Source organism: Flavobacterium hauense (assembly GCF_054457175.1).
In genome coordinates this window covers 120,908-138,376 of the sequence record NZ_JBTKVX010000010.1, presented here as the reverse complement: position 1 = coordinate 138,376, position 17,469 = coordinate 120,908, and the positions used below count along the sequence as shown (strand labels likewise).

The following is a 17,469-nucleotide window of genomic DNA, read 5'->3' as shown; positions in this document are numbered from 1 at the left end:
CGCGCTTTAACAATTAACATTCCTTTAAGATATGTGGCCTACAAAAAAATGCTGTTTTTTAACTTTTTTAATGCTTAGCATACTGACTGTAAATGCACAGAAAACAAGTAATGACACCATTGTTAATGTAACCCGTGACAGCCTCAGAAAAGACCCTGACACTGCAAAAGGCCAATTTGGCTACAAACAGCTTATCATCCCCGGAGTGCTTATAGGTTATGGAGCTATCGCAATAAACAACCCTACTCTTTACAATTTTGACCATGATGTGCGCGACGACCTAAAGCACAACACCCACACCGATGTAGACCAGTTTACCCTTTATATGCCGGCTGCAACCGTATATGCCCTAAATGCTTTTGGTGTTAAGGGAAAGCACAATTTTAAAGACCGTACCATAGTCTTTGCTACAGCCTTCCTAATATCTAACCTAACGGTAAAAACCCTGAAGTCTACCACAGATGTAATGCGTCCCAACGGGCTTGTAAACAATTCATTCCCTTCAGGGCATTCCACAGCAGCCTTTTTAGGTGCCGAATTTTTATATCAGGAGTATAAAGATGTCTCCATCTGGTACGGTGTGGCAGGCTATACTGTAGCTGCGGGCACAGCTGTGATGCGCCTTACCAACGACAGGCACTGGGTTAGCGACGTTATAGCAGGTGCTGGTATTGGCATATTATCTACCAAGGCGGCTTATTGGCTGCTGAAGCCTATCAATAAGTTACTTTTTAACGACGCTCAGGAGAAAAAAAAGACGGCAATGCTATTACCATTTTATAATGGTGAACAGGCAGGCGGAAGTTTTGTAATGCAATTCTAAAAATTGTAAAATTCAAATATTTTATAATTTCAAAAGAAGAGAAAATATACTCCTGAAAAGTGCATTTTTTTGAAAAACGTAAAGTGCAATATCATTTTTCAAGTATCTGTTTTACAACAATTTAAACACACCTATTATTACGCACCAAAATGACGTTTTTAGCACATTTGGAAGACGTAAAGTGCAATATTATTTTATCAGAAAAACGAATCTTTTTTACTTTTCTTGTCCTGGTTCAATGTACAGATGATTTATCAAACAGATCTTTGTCCCGTAAATTGACATATCATGGAAAAGATAAACATTCTGTATACGGGCAGACATCCTGAGATATTGGAAACTGTAGTGCGCCTGATCAACCAAAACGAAAACTGGGCCGGATATGGTGCGGCAGATAATGAAGAGGCTATTTTTCTCTTCAGGGGAATAGATTTCAGGATAGTACTGCTTGGCTGCGGCATACCTGAACAAGAGGAAGCCGAATTAAGAAGAGCTCTTACTGCCCTGAACCCACAATGTATGATCGTACAGCATTATGGTGGTGGCAGCGGATTACTGGCCAATGAAATACATACCGCGCTAAGCGATACATTAGCCTAAGCTACCTGCAAAGAGAAATGTCCTTCGGATCTTTCTCTTCCTTGTGGTGGCACAGGCCTTCTTTTTGTGTCATTTTTATTTGTGCATGCTGCGTAGTAACCTTCACTTCCTGTTGATTGTCAACAGGCTTTACCAGGTTACTTATGGATACCAGCCCGGCTATGGCAATTGTAGCCACTACCGAAAGGATTATTCCACTAAGTGTCATATATATGGTTTTCATATTATTGATTGGTTTAAGGTTATGGCTCCGAAGAGCCATAACCGGGTAATATTTAATTGTCAAAATTTGTAGCAGTTGCTATCGCTCTTACTGCCTCAAGGTCTTTCTGAACGTCTTTGATCTTAACCTCAGCCAGATTATAAGAATCCGGGCCTAAAAATAAATGTATCGGTGGCTGAGCCATCGCTGCTACTTCGATCATAACATTAGCAGCTTTATCAGGGTCACCAGGCTGGTTGTTGTTGATATCATTCTCATGAACCAGCTGTACTTCCCTTACACTTTTATAGTCTTCTATAGCGTTTTTAGGCACTGCCAATGAACTGCCTTCTAAAAAGTTAGTCCTGAAGTAGCCCGGAGAAACTATAGTCGCTTTAATTCCAAACGGAGCAACCTCTGCAGCAAGGGATTCGGTAAAGCCGTGTACCGCAAACTTAGTCGCACAATAGATCCCAAAACCAGGGAAATTACCCGTAAATCCGCCTATAGATGCGATATTAAAGATATGTCCTGATTCCTGTTTCCTCATTTGAGGCAATGCATGACGAATAACATTCAGCGAACCGAATACGTTTACATCAAAGTTCTGCCTGCTCTCAACATCGGTAAGCTCTTCAAGAGCACCTACAAGGCCATAACCGGCATTGTTTACTACCACATCAAGGCTACCGAAATGGCTTATTGCTTTAGCGATCGAGTCAGCTACACTTTGCTCGTTAAGTATATCAACGGCAAGAGGTAAAAAATTAGTATGATTGCCTACAGCTTTTTCAAGGTCTGACAAGCTTCTTGAAGTTGCAGCCACTTTATAACCGCCATTCAGCAGTTGTTTAACAAGGCTAAGGCCAAGCCCTTTTGAGGCGCCTGTTACATACCATACATTTTGTTCCGGATTTTTCATTTTGTCTTATTGTTTATTAATTGTTCTAATTTGATAAGACAAAGATATAGCGACTGTAAAGCCTTGTTGTTGTGGTATCCAAAGCAATAATTGCACAATTCAAACACGGTAAACAAAGAAGGTTTGAAATAGGTATTTAAACAAAAATGCCGCCCCTTTCAGGGCGGCATTTTATTATGGTTTCTTATTGACTATAAGCTTTTTATCTGTTCTGGCGGTGTCGGAAATAATTGTTATGATATATATACCCGACTCATATCCTGAAACATCTATTTTGTGAATTTCAGATACAATTTTATTCTCTTTAATGAGCCTGCCATTAAGATCGTACATAGTTAATACTATGTTTTGATGAGATGCAAAATCAGGGATCTTAACAAACACATCGTGTGAAGCAGGATTTGGATAAATATCCATTCCTATATGCTTGATATCGTCAACTCCAACGATAGGAGGATTTACAGTTAGCACTGCTGCATCAGACAAGATGTAACATCCGTTTTGCTGCATCAATACTACCCTGTACTGATATCCACTAATCGCATAATATGCATTCATTACAGTAAGGGTAGCTGTTGCCACACCATAGTAACCCGGCATAGAGCCTCCAGAGTTTAAGCTTGTAAATGTTTGCCCTCCGTCTGTACTAACCTGCCACTGATAGTATGATACGTTTTGAGCCTCTACTGTAAATACAGCAGTCTCTCCTCCGTTTACAATAACCGCTTGAGGTGCAGAAGTAACTATTATAGGTGCTGTACCGTTTATTGTGGTGCTCAATGTATATGAACAACCGTTGGTGTCGGTTATGCTAACTGTATAAGTTCCAGGAAGAACATTTGTCAAATTAGGTGTCGTGTTCCCGTTAGACCATAGGTAAGTATATGGCGCAACACCACCTGATGCATGTAAAATTGCAGAACCTGTCGTATAACAATCTGCATTGGTAACTGTAAAGTATCCTGTTACAGCAGTTGGTGCCATAATACTAAGGTATCTTATATCTGAACAACCGTTAGTATCGGTAACCACTACATTATAATTTCCAACCGCTAAATTATCAGCAAAATTGGTAGTGCTTACTGCCGGTGTCCATGCATAAGTATAAGGTGCAGTACCTCCGGTAGCATTTATCGTGATAGAGCCATCAGCATCTGAAGCACAATCTACATTTACCTGAGATGCAGTAAGGTGTAGCGGTGCAGCCGGTTGTGTAAGGATTACACTTACATTTACCTGACAGCCGTTAGCATCGGTTACAACTACAGTATATGCTCCTGCTGTAAGCTGTGTAGCTGTAGCAGTAACCTGCCCATTGTTCCACAGGTATGTATAAGGCAGGGTTCCGCCTGCAACATCAACCGTTGCCGATCCTGTAGCAGCACCGTAACAAAGTATATCAGTATAGGTGTTTATGGCAGCCGTAAGCTGTTGCGGTTCTGTAATGATAAACGATTGTGTCGTTGTACAAAGGTTTGCATCTGTAACAGTTACAGTATAGCTGCCCGGTACAAGCCCAGTTACTGAAGGTGTAGTTCTTACAGGTGTCGTGTTCCAGCTATAGCTGTAGACTCCTGTACCGCCGGTTACGTTTACCGCAGCAGCACCGTTTGCAAATCCAAAACATGTCACATTAGACTGAGGACCGGCAGAAGCTATAAGCTCTGTTGGCTCAGTTATGGTAAAGCTTTGCGATAATGTACACCCGTTAGCATCGGTTACATCAACAGAGTATGTACCTGCTGTAAGTCCTGTTGCAACTGCATTAGTCTGTCCATTGCTCCAAAGATAGGTATAAGGCGCAGTCCCTCCGTTTACAGCTATAGTAGCCGAACCGTTTGTTCCTTCAAAACAAGAAACATTGGTATGTGATGTATTAGGCGTTGTAGCCAGTGGCAGTGAAGGTTGTGTAATAGTAAACGATTGTGTTGTTGTACAGCTATTAGCATCAGTCACAGTTACCGTATAAGTACCGGCTGCAAGTCCTGTAGCAGTATCTGTAGTCTGTACCGGAGTAGTATCCCAGCTGTAGGTGTATGCTCCGGTTCCTCCTGTTACATTTACAGTAGCTTCACCTGTAGTATTACCATGGCAAAGAACATCGACCTGGGTTCCGGCTGTAGCAACCAGTGCTGCCGGTTGTGTTATAGTAAAACTGTTGTTTAGTGTACATCCGTTGGCATCAGTAACTGTGACAGTATAAATTCCGGCAGTCAGGCCGGTAATAGTATTTGTAGTAGCTGCGTTGCTCCATAGGTAAGTATAAGCTCCGGTTCCGCCGTTTACGGCAACTGTAGCAGATCCTGTTGCCTGCCCGTTACATAATACATCCGTTTGGGTTGTATTTGGCGTAAATGCCATTGCAGTCGCAGGTTCAGTAATGGTGAATGATTGTGTTGCAGTACATCCGTTAGCATCAGTTACTGTTACCGTATAGGTTCCTTCTTCAAGATCTATTGCCGTAGCAGTTGTCTGTACCGGAATGGTATTCCAGCTATAAGAGTAAGCTCCTGTTCCACCTGTTGCAGTTACAGTGGCTTCACCGGTCGCTTCGCCGTGGCAAAGGACATCAACCTGTGTTCCTGCTGTTACAACAAGAGATGCTGTTGGCTCAGTAATCGTAAAGGCTTGTGTACCCTGACATCCATTGATATCAGTTACCGTTGCTGTATAGGTACCTACTGTTAAGCCGATTGCCATAGAAGTTGTCTGTACGGGAGTGGTATCCCAGCTGTAAGTATAGAAACCTGTTCCGCCATTGGCGTTTACATAAGCTGTACCGGTCGCTTCGCCGTGGCAAAGGACATCAACCTGTGGGCCTGCTGTTACAACAAGTGCTGATGCAGGTTCAGTAATAGTGAATGACTGTGTTGCAGTACATCCGTTAGCATCAGTTACCGTTACGGTATAGGTTCCATCTTCAAGATCTATTGCCGTAGCAGTCGTCTGTACCGGAGTGGTGTTCCAGCTATAAGAATAAGCTCCTGTACCACCTGTAGCAGTTACAGTGGCTTCACCGGTCGCTTCGCCGTGGCAAAGTACATCAACCTGTAATCCTGCTGTAGCAACTAGTGCTGATGCAGGTTCAGTAATAGTGAATGACTGTGTTGCAGTACATCCGTTAGCATCAATTACCGTTACGGTATACGTTCCATCTTCAAGATCTATTGCCGTAGCAGTCGTCTGTACCGGAGTGGTGTTCCAACTATAAGAATAAGCTCCTGTACCACCTGTAGCAGTTACAGTTGCTTCACCGGTCGCTTCGCCGTGGCAAAGTACATCAACCTGTATTCCTGCTGTAGCAACTAGTGCAGTTGCAGGTTCTGTAATCGTGAATGATTGTGTTGCACTACATCCGTTAGCATCAGTTACTGTTACGGTATAGGTTCCATCTTCAAGATCTATTGCCGTAGCAGTTGTCTGTACCGGAGTAGTATTCCATGAATAAGAGTAAGCTCCTGTTCCTCCTGTAGCATTTACAGTTGCTTCACCTGTCGCTTCGCCGTGGCAAAGGACATCAACCTGTATTCCGGCTGTAGCAACTAGTGCAGTTGCAGGTTCTGTAATTGTGAATGACTGTGTTGCAATACATCCGTTAGCATCGGTTACTGTAGCGGTATACGTACCATCTTCAAGATCTATTGCCGTAGCAGTTGTCTGTGCCGGAGTAGTGTTCCAGCTATAGCTGTAAGCTCCTGTTCCACCTGTAGCGTTTACAGTTGCTTCACCTGTCGCTTCGCCGTGGCAAAGTACATCAACCTGTGTTCCGGCTGTAGCAACTAGTGATGATGCAGGTTCAGTAATCGTGAATGACTGTGTTGTTACACACATATTAGCATCATTTATAGTTACTGTATATGTACCGGCTGCAAGACCTGTGGCAGTAGGCATAACCTGAAGAGGGGTCGTATCCCAATTGTAAGTATATATACCTGTGCCACCTGTTACGTTTACGGTTGCTTCGCCAGTCGCCTCGCCGTGGCAAAGGACATTTTCCTGAATTCCTGCTGAGGCTGTAATAGCTGATGGTTCATTTATTGTAAAAGATTGTGTCGTCATACAATTGTTTGCATCAGTTACCGTTGCTATGTATGTTCCTGCAACAAGACCTGTAGCTGTGTCGGTTGTCTGTACCGGAGTAGTATTCCAACTGTATGTATAAATTCCTGTTCCTCCTGTTACGTTTACGGTTGCCTCACCGGTTGCTTCACCGTGGCATAGAATATCATCCTGATTTCCTACAGTAGCAGTAAGTGCAGCTGCAGGCTGTGTGATAGTAAAGCTTTGTATTGTTGTACACAGGTTGGCATCGGTTACCGTTACAGTATAATTACCGGCTGCAAGACCTGTAATAGTATTTGCAGTAGTACCGTTGCTCCATAGATAGGTATAGGCTCCTGTTCCGCCTGTAACATTTATGGTCGCTTCGCCTGTAGCATCGCCAAAACATTTTACATCTATTTGTGAAGGTGTTTTCACAAAAGCATCAGGTTGTTCAATTGTAAAATTTTTAATCAGTTCGCAACCATTATCATCGGTTATGGTAACATCATAATCTCCGGCTGCAAGGCCTGTGGCAGTAGCTGTAGTCTGACTATTGCTCCAAAGATAAGTATATGGCATTTTTCCCCCCGCAGCAGTAACAGTAGCCGATCCGTTTGTATCTCCATAACATATCAGGTCTACCTGCGATGCCGTAAATGACAAGTCGTCATCACGTGTAACTGTAAAAGAGCATGCAGCGGTATTGCCTGATGCATCGGTTACTACAAATGTGTTTATTGTTTGCCCTAAAGGATAAACATCTCCCGAAGCCAGTCCTGCTGTTTGGGCTATAGTCGCCCCTGTGCAATTATCACTAAAAGTAGGTGCTGTATATGTAAATGTACCGTCACAGCTTGTAGTTGTAACATCTGCCTGGCAGGTAATAACAGGATCTTCCGTGTCATTCACTACAACATCAAATGACAAGGTATGTAAAACATTATCACTGTCGTAAAACTCAAAAGTATTGGTTGTAGTACCTACAGGAAATATACTTCCACTGGCTAAACCGGCAGTTTGGTTACTTATTGGCAAATTACTTACCCATCTAAGCGCATTTGCCATTAACTTGTCACCATCTGTAGCTGAATCCCAATAATATGATTGCGCATCAGATGAAGGCGGGGAAAAGTTCAGAGATACCCTTTTTACATTAGCGGGCCCAACATTTTCTTTCGCCGAAACCAGAAAATTGTTATCTGTGTACCTTGCAACACCGTAAGCTCCCGGAGTTAATATGGCTGGCATAGCATAATGCCCGTTAATGAAAGATGTTACTCCGTTCATTAGAGGATGTGTCGGTAAATCGATAGTTCCTAAAGATACAATGTTGCTATTAAAAGTATTAGTGGTATTAACTACACGATAAACATTAGTATTAAAAGCACCGGCAATAAGAGTTGAATTGTTGGTACGTAATGCATCAACAACACCACCTTTACCATCAATATACTGTGCCAGCACATTGCCAAGAGCAACCGGGCTTTGAACAAAATAATTGAGATACACTAATACTGCATTATATTGGTTTACTGTTGTTAGTGTCGGAGTCGTGGACCGTGTGTCTATCATATCAACTACACTGAACTGACCTGATGCCAATATCTTAGTTTGAACGTCCTGCAAATTATCTGTAGTGTCACTTCCAAGAATTAAAACTTTAGGAAGCGCTGTATGGGACATTGTATAATTAACTACAGCCCCGCATTGTCCTGTGGTGTTGCTAACTGTAATATCCTGAGGGACTACAGTTATCATAGCTTTTTTAGTTACCACATTATTATTGTTGTCAGTAACAGTAAGGGTAACTTCATTAAACCCAGTATCAGCTGATGTAAAACTTGTTTTATCGAGTACAAGCGATGCAATCCCGCAATTATCAGAAGATCCGACATATACCTGTGCAGGAGTAACTGAAGCTGTACCGTTTACATCAAGGGTAATAGTCACATTTTGTGTTGTAACAGTAGGAGCAGCAGGCTGTGTAATTGTAACAGTATGTGTAGCGGTTAAACCTACATCATCGGTTACCGTTACTGTATATGTTCCTGCGGTTAGGCTTGTTATGTTTTGTGTTGTTTGTACCGGTGTAGTATTCCATGAATACGAGTATGGAGGTGTACCCCCTACAATAGTAGTAGCTATCGACCCGGTTGTATTATTGTAACATAATACATCCTGTTTTACCGATGTCACACCCATTCCGAATTCATAAGCACCTATATCAACAATACTGTTGACAATCCTGTCCTTGCCATTTAAATCTGTTGTTATAGCCGATAGATCGGGTGTTTGTCCTGCTGAAAATACTACTGAATTACCTGCATTAATTGCAGGGCTGTTTGACTGAAGTGTAAAATCTCCTCCGGCTGCATCAGTAAAAAGGGGATCTGAAGATACTATGTTGTTTAATGTGCTGATATTGTTCCCAAATGAAGTTTTGTTAGTTATACAATTTTGGAATATAACCTCATTTATACGTGGAGAAACCATTAAATCCTGTACTCCATTTATTGAAAAGATGGTATTTCTAAATTTAGGCTCGCTTCCAAAATTGTCTTTTGTATAGTGCATGGCTCTACCTGTGGTGGCTGTGTCATAAATAGTACAATTGGTAAATACGATACCGGGACCATTTCCATCATCATAATGTATTGAATTAATCTGATTTGTCGTAGAAATATTGTTGACGAATCTGCAATTGGTAAAAATGCCATTATGCTGTACGGCATCGCCGTAACCATCATTAATTATATAAAAACCTCCCCCAGTGTTACTGGCTCTATTGTTTTCAAAAGATGAATTAGTAACGGTAAGGGTGCCATGGACGCCTCCCATACCACCTCCATCCGAACCCATATTAAATCTAAAGATGCAATTATCAATACTTAAGGTTACGCTTGAGAAAACAAGGCCTCCGCCATTATAGATAGGTCGTCCGTTTACTGTTGTGTTCGCAGGACTATTCTGATTAGCTCCACTTATTACAAATCCACTTAATGTGGCCTGTCCCAGTGAACCTGCCGCAATAACTACCCAATGTGCATTCTCTCCATAATTAGAAAAATTTGCTCCATCATCACTATTTAAATCCCCACTTAAAACAGAAGCGTTTGAGGTAATTGACAAATCGCGGGCTGCCAATGTAGTTTCCGTTCCTGCAAAGCCTCCATAAACCCCAACGTTTGGAACCATAACAAAAGCATTGTACCTATCAGAGGGGATTGCACTGTTAAGATTATCACATCTGAACTTTGGTTTATAAGTACCTCCGGCAACCCATATTTGGGTTACAGTTCCCGGGGTAATATCATTTAAAAGCCTGGCGGCTTTAAATGCATCAGCAGCTTCAGACAGGGCATTGGCCCACGAATTTCCTGATTGCGTACCTCCAACAACATTTTGGTTTACGAATAATACTCCGCTCGCATTAGGCGTTTGGGCATTTACATTTGATGAAAGCAGTGTGAGCGCTCCAAAAAATAAGAGTAGTTTTTTTATCATGTAGTTTGGTTTAATTGGCATTTAAATAAAGCGCGAAGATAATCAGAATTTCTGTATAATTTTTATTGTTAAATAAAATATAACACTCTGTTAATTAAACCCTTTAAAACACTGATTATCTAATATATAACAACAAAAAAACAAATAGAATAATTCTGATGTTTTTAAATAAAAAAGACCGCTGTAAAGCGGCCTTAAGATATATGTTGGGAGTTGGATTTAGGCTACACAATCGCCATAGATCTGGCTGAAAAGAGCGTAGATATCCAGGTTAGAATTTGCTTTCACTATCTTTCCTTCATTCATATAATATACATCACAAAACCCTACCTCAACAGGAAGGCCTGTAGGTTGTATCTCTTCTTCATATATAGTGAACATGCCTTCGTGTGTACCTTTTTCGACTCCCTGCACGATTACATAGTTATCATGGGCAACAAGGTTTTTGATCTCGCAGGTAGCATCAGGAAAAATCGAGAACCTGTTTAGCCACGCAATGGTAATCGATGTTTCTCCTTTAGCGGTGCTGTTAAAAGGAATGTCAAACCATTCGCTGCCGGCATCGCATAATGTATTAAGGTATTTAAAGTTTCTTTGGTTTACCGCAGCATACAACTCCTGTATCACTGCCGCATTTCTTTCATTTCTCATTTTGCCTTATGTATTGATTGGAACAGTTATTTTTTCGACGATACAAAACTACTTAGAGAAAACACCTGTGTTATTGTATAAAACAAAGTATTGCTTATGAAAATCAAACAACCTTTTTATACCGCTTTTACAGCTCCAAAATGTTTGATGCCAAAATGGATAATCTGCAACGCCAGGTTAGCCAGCAGGTAATCTTTATACATATAAGTAGTGTTGATCTGCGATGCTATCTTTTCAAAAAGACAGCTTACATCGCCTTTTTGGATCTTGCCTAACGGAAAAGGCCCGTGCCCGTTTTGATAAAACAGCGGAAATTGTTTCAGGCTCTCGTTTACCTGCTGTGGCAGCTGGTCTTCTTTTATCGAAAAGATAAGGCCTTCCTCCAGGCCTTCAGGCATTTCAGCGGTAGACGGATCTAATAAAAGTAGTGAACTTTGCTGAGCAGTATTGATGAGACAAAAGCTATACCATCCCTGTTTGTGAATGTTGGGCTGGGGTAATCTGTAGATATGATAATGAAGATTATACATGGTACAGGTGGTTTGCTATAGAGCTGAAGTGTGTCATATCATTATATAGTTCATCTGGGTTACAGGGCAAATTTACTGTCCCTGAATCTCATCTCTTTTACCGATATCAAACCAATGTTTGTGTTTTTCAAACAGTAACCACAAATTCGCCGCTATAAATTGTTTGAATTTCGCAATCTTTCATTTGCTTTTTACATACCTTTATGGTGATTGACAGATTACTTTTGTAAAACAAAATCAATCACAAAAACAATCTAAATCACTGTAAATCATGGCAAGGACAGAAACTCTTGAAGATTTATACAAACAAAAATTCAACTGGATGCCGGAAGGCCTTCAAAAAGACCTGGGACACTTTAATGTTTTTAAACATGAAGATTGTACCGGTCCCGGTAAGGAACCGATAAAGTATACCCGAAGGGATTATTACAAGATTGCGCTCATACGCGGGCATTACATCTATCACTATGCCGACAAGAGCCTTGAAGTAAACGGAAATGTATTGTTGTTCTTTAACCCTACAGTACCTTATACATTTGAGGCTATTACACCTACCTCAACAGGTTTTTTCTGTATATTCAGGGATGCCTTTTTTAGCGAGCACATGCGTGGCAGCCTTAAAGACCTGCCCATGTATGCGCATGGTGCAAGTCCTGGTTATATACTCGACGACAGTCAGTATGATTACATTGCCAATGTATTCACCAAGACAATTGAAGAGATGCAGGGAGATTACCAGTTCAAGTTCGACCTGATAAGAAATTACATTATGGAAATGGTGCATTATTCGATAAAATTACGCCCGAGTGAAACGCTATATACCCATATCGATGCCAATTCACGCATTACGGCCGTATTTACCGAATTGCTCGAAAGGCAGTTTCCTATAGAGTCACCATCGCAACAGTTTTCGCTACGCAGTGCCAAAGACTTTGCCGGACAGCTAAACGTACACGTTAACCACCTTAACCGTGCCATAAAACTGACTACAGGCAAAACAACATCCGACCATATTTTTGAGCGTTTACTAAGCGAGGCTAAAGCGCTGCTACGCCATACCGACTGGAATATCTCTGAGATCAGCTATGCATTGGGCTTTGATGAATCAGCGCATTTTAACCACTTCTTTAAGAAGTTTACCAATGCCACACCTTCATCATTCAGAAGTTAATACTTAACCTCTTGACAGTGAAATAAAAAGGACGAATCTTTTACAGAGTCGTCCTTTCTTCATTACAATAATTGTGAGCAGCCTATGGTACCTGTGTACCCACAGGATTGCCATTAGGCTTGCTGGCATCACCAGTATCAATAATGGTATCGTTATCAGTAACTACAGTATCAATTGGGCTTTGTGTTCCCTCTGTAGTTTCCAGTGTTTCGGTTTCGGTAGTTTCGGTCTCTGTTTTTTCCTTACAAGAAGTGAGGCTAAGCCCGGTAAGTACTACCGAAGCTAACAGGGTATTTCTTAAAAATGAAGTTTTCATAAGCCTTTATTTTAGTTGGCATTTGCCATTATGTAAAGGTAAGGCTTAGAATGTTGTGGTTTTCTTAGCAGTATATTAAAGAAAGCCTAATTAACAGTAGTAAAAAAGGCAGCCTAAGCTGCCCTTTTTTATGGTTTCTTAACTGTTACTGTATCCTTGGTAACCGAAATAGTATCTTTTCCACCAGTCTCATCAACCACTTCAGTTTCAGATACCGAAGTTGTATCTCCATCGATTACTGTGGTTTCAGTATCAGTGGTTTCACTCGTTTCTTTTTTACATGAAGTAAGGCTAAGTCCGCCCACCAGAGCTGCAACCATAAATGCATTTCTTAAAAATGTAGCTTTCATAAATAAGGTTTTAATGTTTGTGATTTGGTTAAACAAAAAAGGCAGCTAAAGCTGCCTTTTATATTAATGTACTTTAGTAACTGTATCAGTAACTGTAGTATCGTGTGCCGCACCCGGTGCATCAACTTCAGTTTCAGTAACTGTTGTAGCAGTATCGCCATCAATTGTAGTTTCTGTTTCTGTTTCAGTTTCCGTTGTAGCTTTGTCTTTACATGATGTAAGGCTAAGTCCGCCAACAAGTACAGCAGCCATAAGCATGCTTCTTAAAAATGTAATCTTCATGGTGTTTTCCTATTAAATGATTAGTGATAGAGGCAAAAGTAATTTTTTTAATATAGGAAAATCTTAATTTTTTATTAAATTAATCGCTCATTATAAACACCTTATCCACATTACTTTTTCAGGAACTCAAATTTATCCTTATTGATACGGTGTTCTCTTTGGAGCGTATCAACCATGCGTTTCAGGTGATATTCAGATATTACCCAGCTCATCGGGAAGGCCATGTCTTCCTTCTCCCCTTTCCTGAACTTTGTCTTATATAAACTATAATTAATATAAGAAGTAACCGTATCCTTATTGAAATTCTCCCTGAAATATTCTTTTAATACATCATTACCAAAACCGGTTCCGGTATCCGATGTTTTCAGTACGGTAAGCAACGGTGTCGCAAGATCGTTGGTCAGTGGATGTATCCTTCCTGACGGTTTTTTCTTGGTATCAGAATTCGTCAGGTGTAATATATGGTAGGTAAACCTGTCATAAGCAGGAGTTCCTTTTTTACTGGCAAGATATACTCTCAATTGCTGTAAAAACTCAAGTGTAGTGCCTGCACCTGAATTATCATAATAACCACCATCTACAAAATACCTGTCGTGTATCTTACCTGCCGGCGATACAAACGGGAAACGTGAACTCAACGCAGCAGCAGTACTGTAACGGATATCCGTTTTGGTATCTTTCTTTTTCAGGCTGTCTACCAGTTCCAATACATCAGTACGGTACCATTTCTGCTTTTCCCTTTTAGGTATAATTGGGCTTATCACACCCGGATAGCTGTTATCTACCTGTGTAACATTGATGAATAATAATGGCAGGCTCCCTGAATAATCGTAAACCTTAGACAACGGCCTGTTATAGAAATGTGGTATTAGTGTATCGATCTTTTGTGGTACATCGCCTTCGGCAGGACTTTCAGAGAATCCGCGTTCAAGTGCATCTGCACGGTTATCAAAACAAAACGGAATGATATACTGGAAAATATCAGGCCCAAGCATTCTGCCTAATGTAAAGGTCAGGAAGTCTTTTTCAAAAAAGCTGTCGCTGTATTTGCGGTAATCATGTATCGGCTTTTCTTCATTTGCCTTCAGCAGCGAATAAAATGCCGTATTACCTATGGTTCCACCCGAAGCTCCTGCCAGACACAAAAGGTGATCCTTAAAGGTATTCTCAGGATCAAGCTGTACGCTTTTATCCTGCAGGTCGCATAACACACTACTCGACCACTGCCCTGCCCTCGATGCTCCACCGTCAGACAGTACTATATAAACATCAAACTTCTTATCTGGATTGTTTTTATATGCCGCACTGTTTTCAATCAGTTTCATACGCCTATAAAACCAGTCATTCAGGTATTTATCTGTCGATGGCCTGATGGCAGCATAACTGAAGTCTTCTTTCGCTTTAATCGTACGAACATGATAAGGGTCTTTAACGCTTCCCACGCAAAATGCCCATATATAAATGAACAGGAAAAAGTTTACCCTTGTACGGATATTGACCATTGTAATGATATTCGACAACCCAATGATAATTCCCATAGCCAGCAATGCAAAAGCTAAAGCTCCCATAAAGCAGGAAACATAAATTGAGAATATTCCCGAAAAGTACATTCCCGCTGCAATGATGGCAAAACAGGTGAAAAACTTAAAACCCCATTGTTCAGCTCCAATAAAATCTTCCCTTATCTTCAGGAAACTCATTATCCTGGTAATTCGGTTATCAGGAAACGAATCATCGATCGCTTTTTCCCTATCTATGCGTTCCCTTCTTTTTATGAAAAAGACAACTGCAATACATTCCAGAAAAAAGAAAATAAGCATATAACAGAACAGCCAGAAAATATGCCTGTTGGTTCCGCCGGAAACATCTCCTACAGCCCACTTCATTATAAATGTTATGATCAGGATACTATAAAACACCATAAAGGTGATCGCTACAATGCGTTTCCATCGTGCTGCACCGGCTTTTACCGAGGCATTCAGCAAAAAATAAAACGCATTATGCACTAAAATAAAGAGTATCAGCATCCACCCGTCAAGTGTAGGTGTAGCCGTTGGCAAACTAATGATGGCCGCCTGAAGGCACACAAAACAGTTAAACGCGATCAGCCTTGGCATGTGCTTTTGCAGTCGGGTAGTAAATATAATTTGCGCTTTCTGTCGGGCATCGACAGTATTTATATCTACCGGATTCTTATCATATCGTTTTTGTTGTTTGATATAACTAAGCATACGTCCGCTATACCACAAGATGACAGCCCAAAGTATGCAGCCTGCAATGGTACATATAGCCGGAGACAGGTTTTCTCCCGACTGCAGCACTACATCGATGCCCTGATCTATAACAATTAGGAGGTAATAAATAGCGATAACCGAAAGGATTCCGCCGATATTAAGCCAAACCGACTTTAAAAATATGGAAAGATGTTTCATTGCGTAGTAAGGTTTAGTTGGAATTGCGCATCAAATATAGATATTCTGTAAGAAACTAAACAAAAAAAGGACAGCCCTAAGCTGTCCTCTGTTTAATTATAGAGTTAAGGAATTAACCTTTAAAACCACCATCAATATTCAGGCTGGCTCCTGTAATATAACCTGCCTCAGGGCCTGCAAGAAAAGAAACAAATGCTGCAATCTCAGATGTTTGTGCATATCGGCCTACCGGAAGCTGTGTCCTTAGGAAATCGGCAAACTCACCATTCTCAGGATTAAGGTCGGTATTTACAGGGCCCGGCTGCAGGTTATTGATCGTGATACCTAATGGCCCAAGATCTCTTGATAATGCCATGGTCATACCCTGTACGGCTGCTTTACTCGCTGCATAAACAGAACCTCCTTCAAACGGCATACGGGTAGCATTGGTACTGCCTATAGTAATGATGCGGCTTCCGCTTACCATGTGTTTTACAGCTGCCTGAATTGCCACAAATACTGCCTTTACATTGATATCAAAAGTCTTGTCATAATCTTCGAGCTTATAGGTGTCAAGTGGTCCAAAAGAGCCAACACCTGCATTGTTTACAAGTATATCTAATTTACCAAGCGTTGCTACAGTAGTTTCTACCGAAGCTGCTACAGCTTCTGCATTTCTGCTGTCGGCCTGAATTGCTACTGCTTTACGGCCTAAAGCCTCAATTTCTTTTACAAGGGCATCTGCCTGTTCTTTTCCTGATACATAGGTAAAAGCTACATCGGCACCGTCTTCGGCTAACCTTCTAACAATTCCTGCTCCTATTCCGCGGCTTCCGCCTGTTACTAATGCTGTTTTATTTACTAAAGTTGACATGATAATAAGTAATTAAATTATTAATGATTTTTATGTTTTTGAAGAGCGACCATTTCGTTGGTTTTTATGTTACAAAGTTGCAACCAACTGCCTCCTCAAAACATTGACCCAAAGCAGAAAAAACTCTTGATCTATGTCAACAAAAAAACTCCCGAATTTCTTCAGGAGTTACATACTATATTATAGGGTTATTTTTTAGCAGCGTGATTTCGGATTCTGCTCAGCGTTTCGGGCGATACACCTACATAGGATGCGATCATGTGCTGTGGTACACGGTTTATTATATTAGGGTACATCCTTAAAAACTCATTATATTTTTCTTCGGCAGTATAACTGTTGCTCATGTGTATACGGTTCTGAAATACAACAATACTTCGTTCCAGTAAATTACGGTGAAATGTACTGTACTTGGGTATCTCTTCGAGCAGGTCTTCAAAATCGCCTTTAGGGATCAGTATCACTTCGCTGTCTTCCAGTGCTTCAATGTTGAATTTGGCAGGTTCCTCATAGATGTAACTGTGCCTGTCACCTGCCCACCAGTTCTCGGGTGAGAACTGAAAAATATGTTCTATACCTTTATCGTCTACACGATACGTGCGCACCAGCCCCTTAGACACAAAAGCATTATAGTGCCACACATCGCCTTCCTGTAACAGGTATTGCCTCCTGCGCAGTTTCTTAAGGCGGCATACCTGCTCCACTCTGGCAATTTCATCGGGAGTCAGTTCTATTTTACTGGTCAGGTAGGTTATAAAGTTGTCAAACATATATATGATATATTTTAATGTA

At 41.0% G+C, this 17,469-nt stretch carries 14 protein-coding genes; 3 read left to right on the top strand and 11 right to left on the bottom strand.

Translation table 11 applies throughout. The features are described 5' to 3' along the window. Nucleotides 1–70 precede the first annotated feature (70 nt). Nucleotides 71–823, top strand: a complete 753-nt coding sequence (locus tag ACX0HA_RS09370) for a phosphatase PAP2 family protein (RefSeq protein WP_458845012.1) — start codon at nt 71–73, stop codon at nt 821–823. 288 nt (nt 824–1,111) lie between these two features. Continuing rightward, nucleotides 1,112–1,423 carry a hypothetical protein gene (locus ACX0HA_RS09365; protein WP_458845011.1) on the top strand — a complete coding sequence of 104 codons (312 nt, stop codon included), beginning with the start codon at nt 1,112–1,114 and terminating at the stop codon, nt 1,421–1,423. 1 nt (nt 1,424) lies between these two features. Here the strand turns inward: ACX0HA_RS09365 and ACX0HA_RS09360 are convergent, their stop codons facing one another. From ACX0HA_RS09360 to ACX0HA_RS09340, 5 genes are all read right to left on the bottom strand, one after another. Next, entirely contained in the window at nt 1,425–1,646 is a 222-nt protein-coding gene (locus tag ACX0HA_RS09360) for a hypothetical protein (protein WP_458845010.1), read from the bottom strand. Nucleotides 1,647–1,698: 52 nt separating this feature from the next. Continuing rightward, nucleotides 1,699–2,547, bottom strand: a complete 849-nt coding sequence (locus ACX0HA_RS09355) for an SDR family oxidoreductase (RefSeq protein WP_458845009.1) — start codon at nt 2,545–2,547, stop codon at nt 1,699–1,701. Nucleotides 2,548–2,721: 174 nt separating this feature from the next. Beyond that, complete coding sequence (locus tag ACX0HA_RS09350) at nt 2,722–10,095, bottom strand: T9SS type A sorting domain-containing protein (RefSeq protein ID WP_458845008.1); 7,374 nt, start codon at nt 10,093–10,095, stop codon at nt 2,722–2,724. A 219-nt stretch (nt 10,096–10,314) separates the two neighbouring features. Then, a complete protein-coding gene (locus ACX0HA_RS09345) occupies nt 10,315–10,746 on the bottom strand; it encodes an ester cyclase (protein ID WP_458845007.1) in 432 nt (143 codons plus the stop codon). Between the two features lie 116 nt (nt 10,747–10,862). After that, on the bottom strand, nt 10,863–11,276 hold the full coding sequence (locus tag ACX0HA_RS09340; RefSeq protein ID WP_458845006.1) for a hypothetical protein: 414 nt from the start codon (nt 11,274–11,276) through the stop codon (nt 10,863–10,865). A gap of 271 nt (nt 11,277–11,547) precedes the next feature. Here ACX0HA_RS09340 and ACX0HA_RS09335 point away from each other — a divergent pair, with 271 nt between their 5' ends. After that, complete coding sequence (locus tag ACX0HA_RS09335; protein WP_458845005.1) at nt 11,548–12,447, top strand: helix-turn-helix domain-containing protein; 900 nt, start codon at nt 11,548–11,550, stop codon at nt 12,445–12,447. 82 nt (nt 12,448–12,529) lie between these two features. On the opposite strand, the gene ACX0HA_RS09330 is transcribed toward ACX0HA_RS09335, so the two are convergent. The 6 genes from ACX0HA_RS09330 to ACX0HA_RS09305 form a co-directional block, all read right to left on the bottom strand. Next, nucleotides 12,530–12,763 (bottom strand): hypothetical protein, encoded by a 234-nt coding sequence (locus ACX0HA_RS09330; protein WP_458845004.1) that lies wholly within the window; start codon nt 12,761–12,763, stop codon nt 12,530–12,532. Between the two features lie 128 nt (nt 12,764–12,891). Then, the gene (locus tag ACX0HA_RS09325) at nt 12,892–13,113 is read right to left on the bottom strand and encodes a hypothetical protein (protein WP_458845003.1); all 222 of its coding nucleotides are present in this window, start codon (nt 13,111–13,113) and stop codon (nt 12,892–12,894) included. 63 nt (nt 13,114–13,176) lie between these two features. Then, nucleotides 13,177–13,395: a hypothetical protein gene (locus tag ACX0HA_RS09320; protein WP_458845002.1), complete on the bottom strand. Its 219-nt coding sequence runs from the start codon at nt 13,393–13,395 to the stop codon at nt 13,177–13,179. Between the two features lie 110 nt (nt 13,396–13,505). Continuing rightward, on the bottom strand, nt 13,506–15,827 hold the full coding sequence (locus ACX0HA_RS09315) for a hypothetical protein (RefSeq protein WP_458845001.1): 2,322 nt from the start codon (nt 15,825–15,827) through the stop codon (nt 13,506–13,508). 112 nt (nt 15,828–15,939) lie between these two features. Next, nucleotides 15,940–16,680 carry an SDR family oxidoreductase gene (locus ACX0HA_RS09310; RefSeq protein ID WP_458845000.1) on the bottom strand — a complete coding sequence of 247 codons (741 nt, stop codon included), beginning with the start codon at nt 16,678–16,680 and terminating at the stop codon, nt 15,940–15,942. Nucleotides 16,681–16,868: 188 nt separating this feature from the next. After that, nucleotides 16,869–17,447, bottom strand: a complete 579-nt coding sequence (locus ACX0HA_RS09305; protein WP_458844999.1) for a Crp/Fnr family transcriptional regulator — start codon at nt 17,445–17,447, stop codon at nt 16,869–16,871. Between the last annotated feature and the right edge of the window lie 22 nt (nt 17,448–17,469).

Coding starts and splice junctions, on each gene's coding strand:
- ACX0HA_RS09315 (WP_458845001.1), bottom strand. CDS start 15,827: ATGAAACATCTTTCCATATTTTTAAAGTCGGTTTGGCTTAATATCGGC.
- ACX0HA_RS09335 (WP_458845005.1), top strand. CDS start 11,548: ATGGCAAGGACAGAAACTCTTGAAGATTTATACAAACAAAAATTCAAC.
- ACX0HA_RS09340 (WP_458845006.1), bottom strand. CDS start 11,276: ATGTATAATCTTCATTATCATATCTACAGATTACCCCAGCCCAACATT.
- ACX0HA_RS09305 (WP_458844999.1), bottom strand. CDS start 17,447: ATGTTTGACAACTTTATAACCTACCTGACCAGTAAAATAGAACTGACT.
- ACX0HA_RS09325 (WP_458845003.1), bottom strand. CDS start 13,113: ATGAAAGCTACATTTTTAAGAAATGCATTTATGGTTGCAGCTCTGGTG.
- ACX0HA_RS09365 (WP_458845011.1), top strand. CDS start 1,112: ATGGAAAAGATAAACATTCTGTATACGGGCAGACATCCTGAGATATTG.
- ACX0HA_RS09320 (WP_458845002.1), bottom strand. CDS start 13,395: ATGAAGATTACATTTTTAAGAAGCATGCTTATGGCTGCTGTACTTGTT.
- ACX0HA_RS09360 (WP_458845010.1), bottom strand. CDS start 1,646: ATGAAAACCATATATATGACACTTAGTGGAATAATCCTTTCGGTAGTG.
- ACX0HA_RS09370 (WP_458845012.1), top strand. CDS start 71: ATGCTTAGCATACTGACTGTAAATGCACAGAAAACAAGTAATGACACC.
- ACX0HA_RS09350 (WP_458845008.1), bottom strand. CDS start 10,095: ATGATAAAAAAACTACTCTTATTTTTTGGAGCGCTCACACTGCTTTCA.
- ACX0HA_RS09345 (WP_458845007.1), bottom strand. CDS start 10,746: ATGAGAAATGAAAGAAATGCGGCAGTGATACAGGAGTTGTATGCTGCG.
- ACX0HA_RS09310 (WP_458845000.1), bottom strand. CDS start 16,680: ATGTCAACTTTAGTAAATAAAACAGCATTAGTAACAGGCGGAAGCCGC.
- ACX0HA_RS09355 (WP_458845009.1), bottom strand. CDS start 2,547: ATGAAAAATCCGGAACAAAATGTATGGTATGTAACAGGCGCCTCAAAA.
- ACX0HA_RS09330 (WP_458845004.1), bottom strand. CDS start 12,763: ATGAAAACTTCATTTTTAAGAAATACCCTGTTAGCTTCGGTAGTACTT.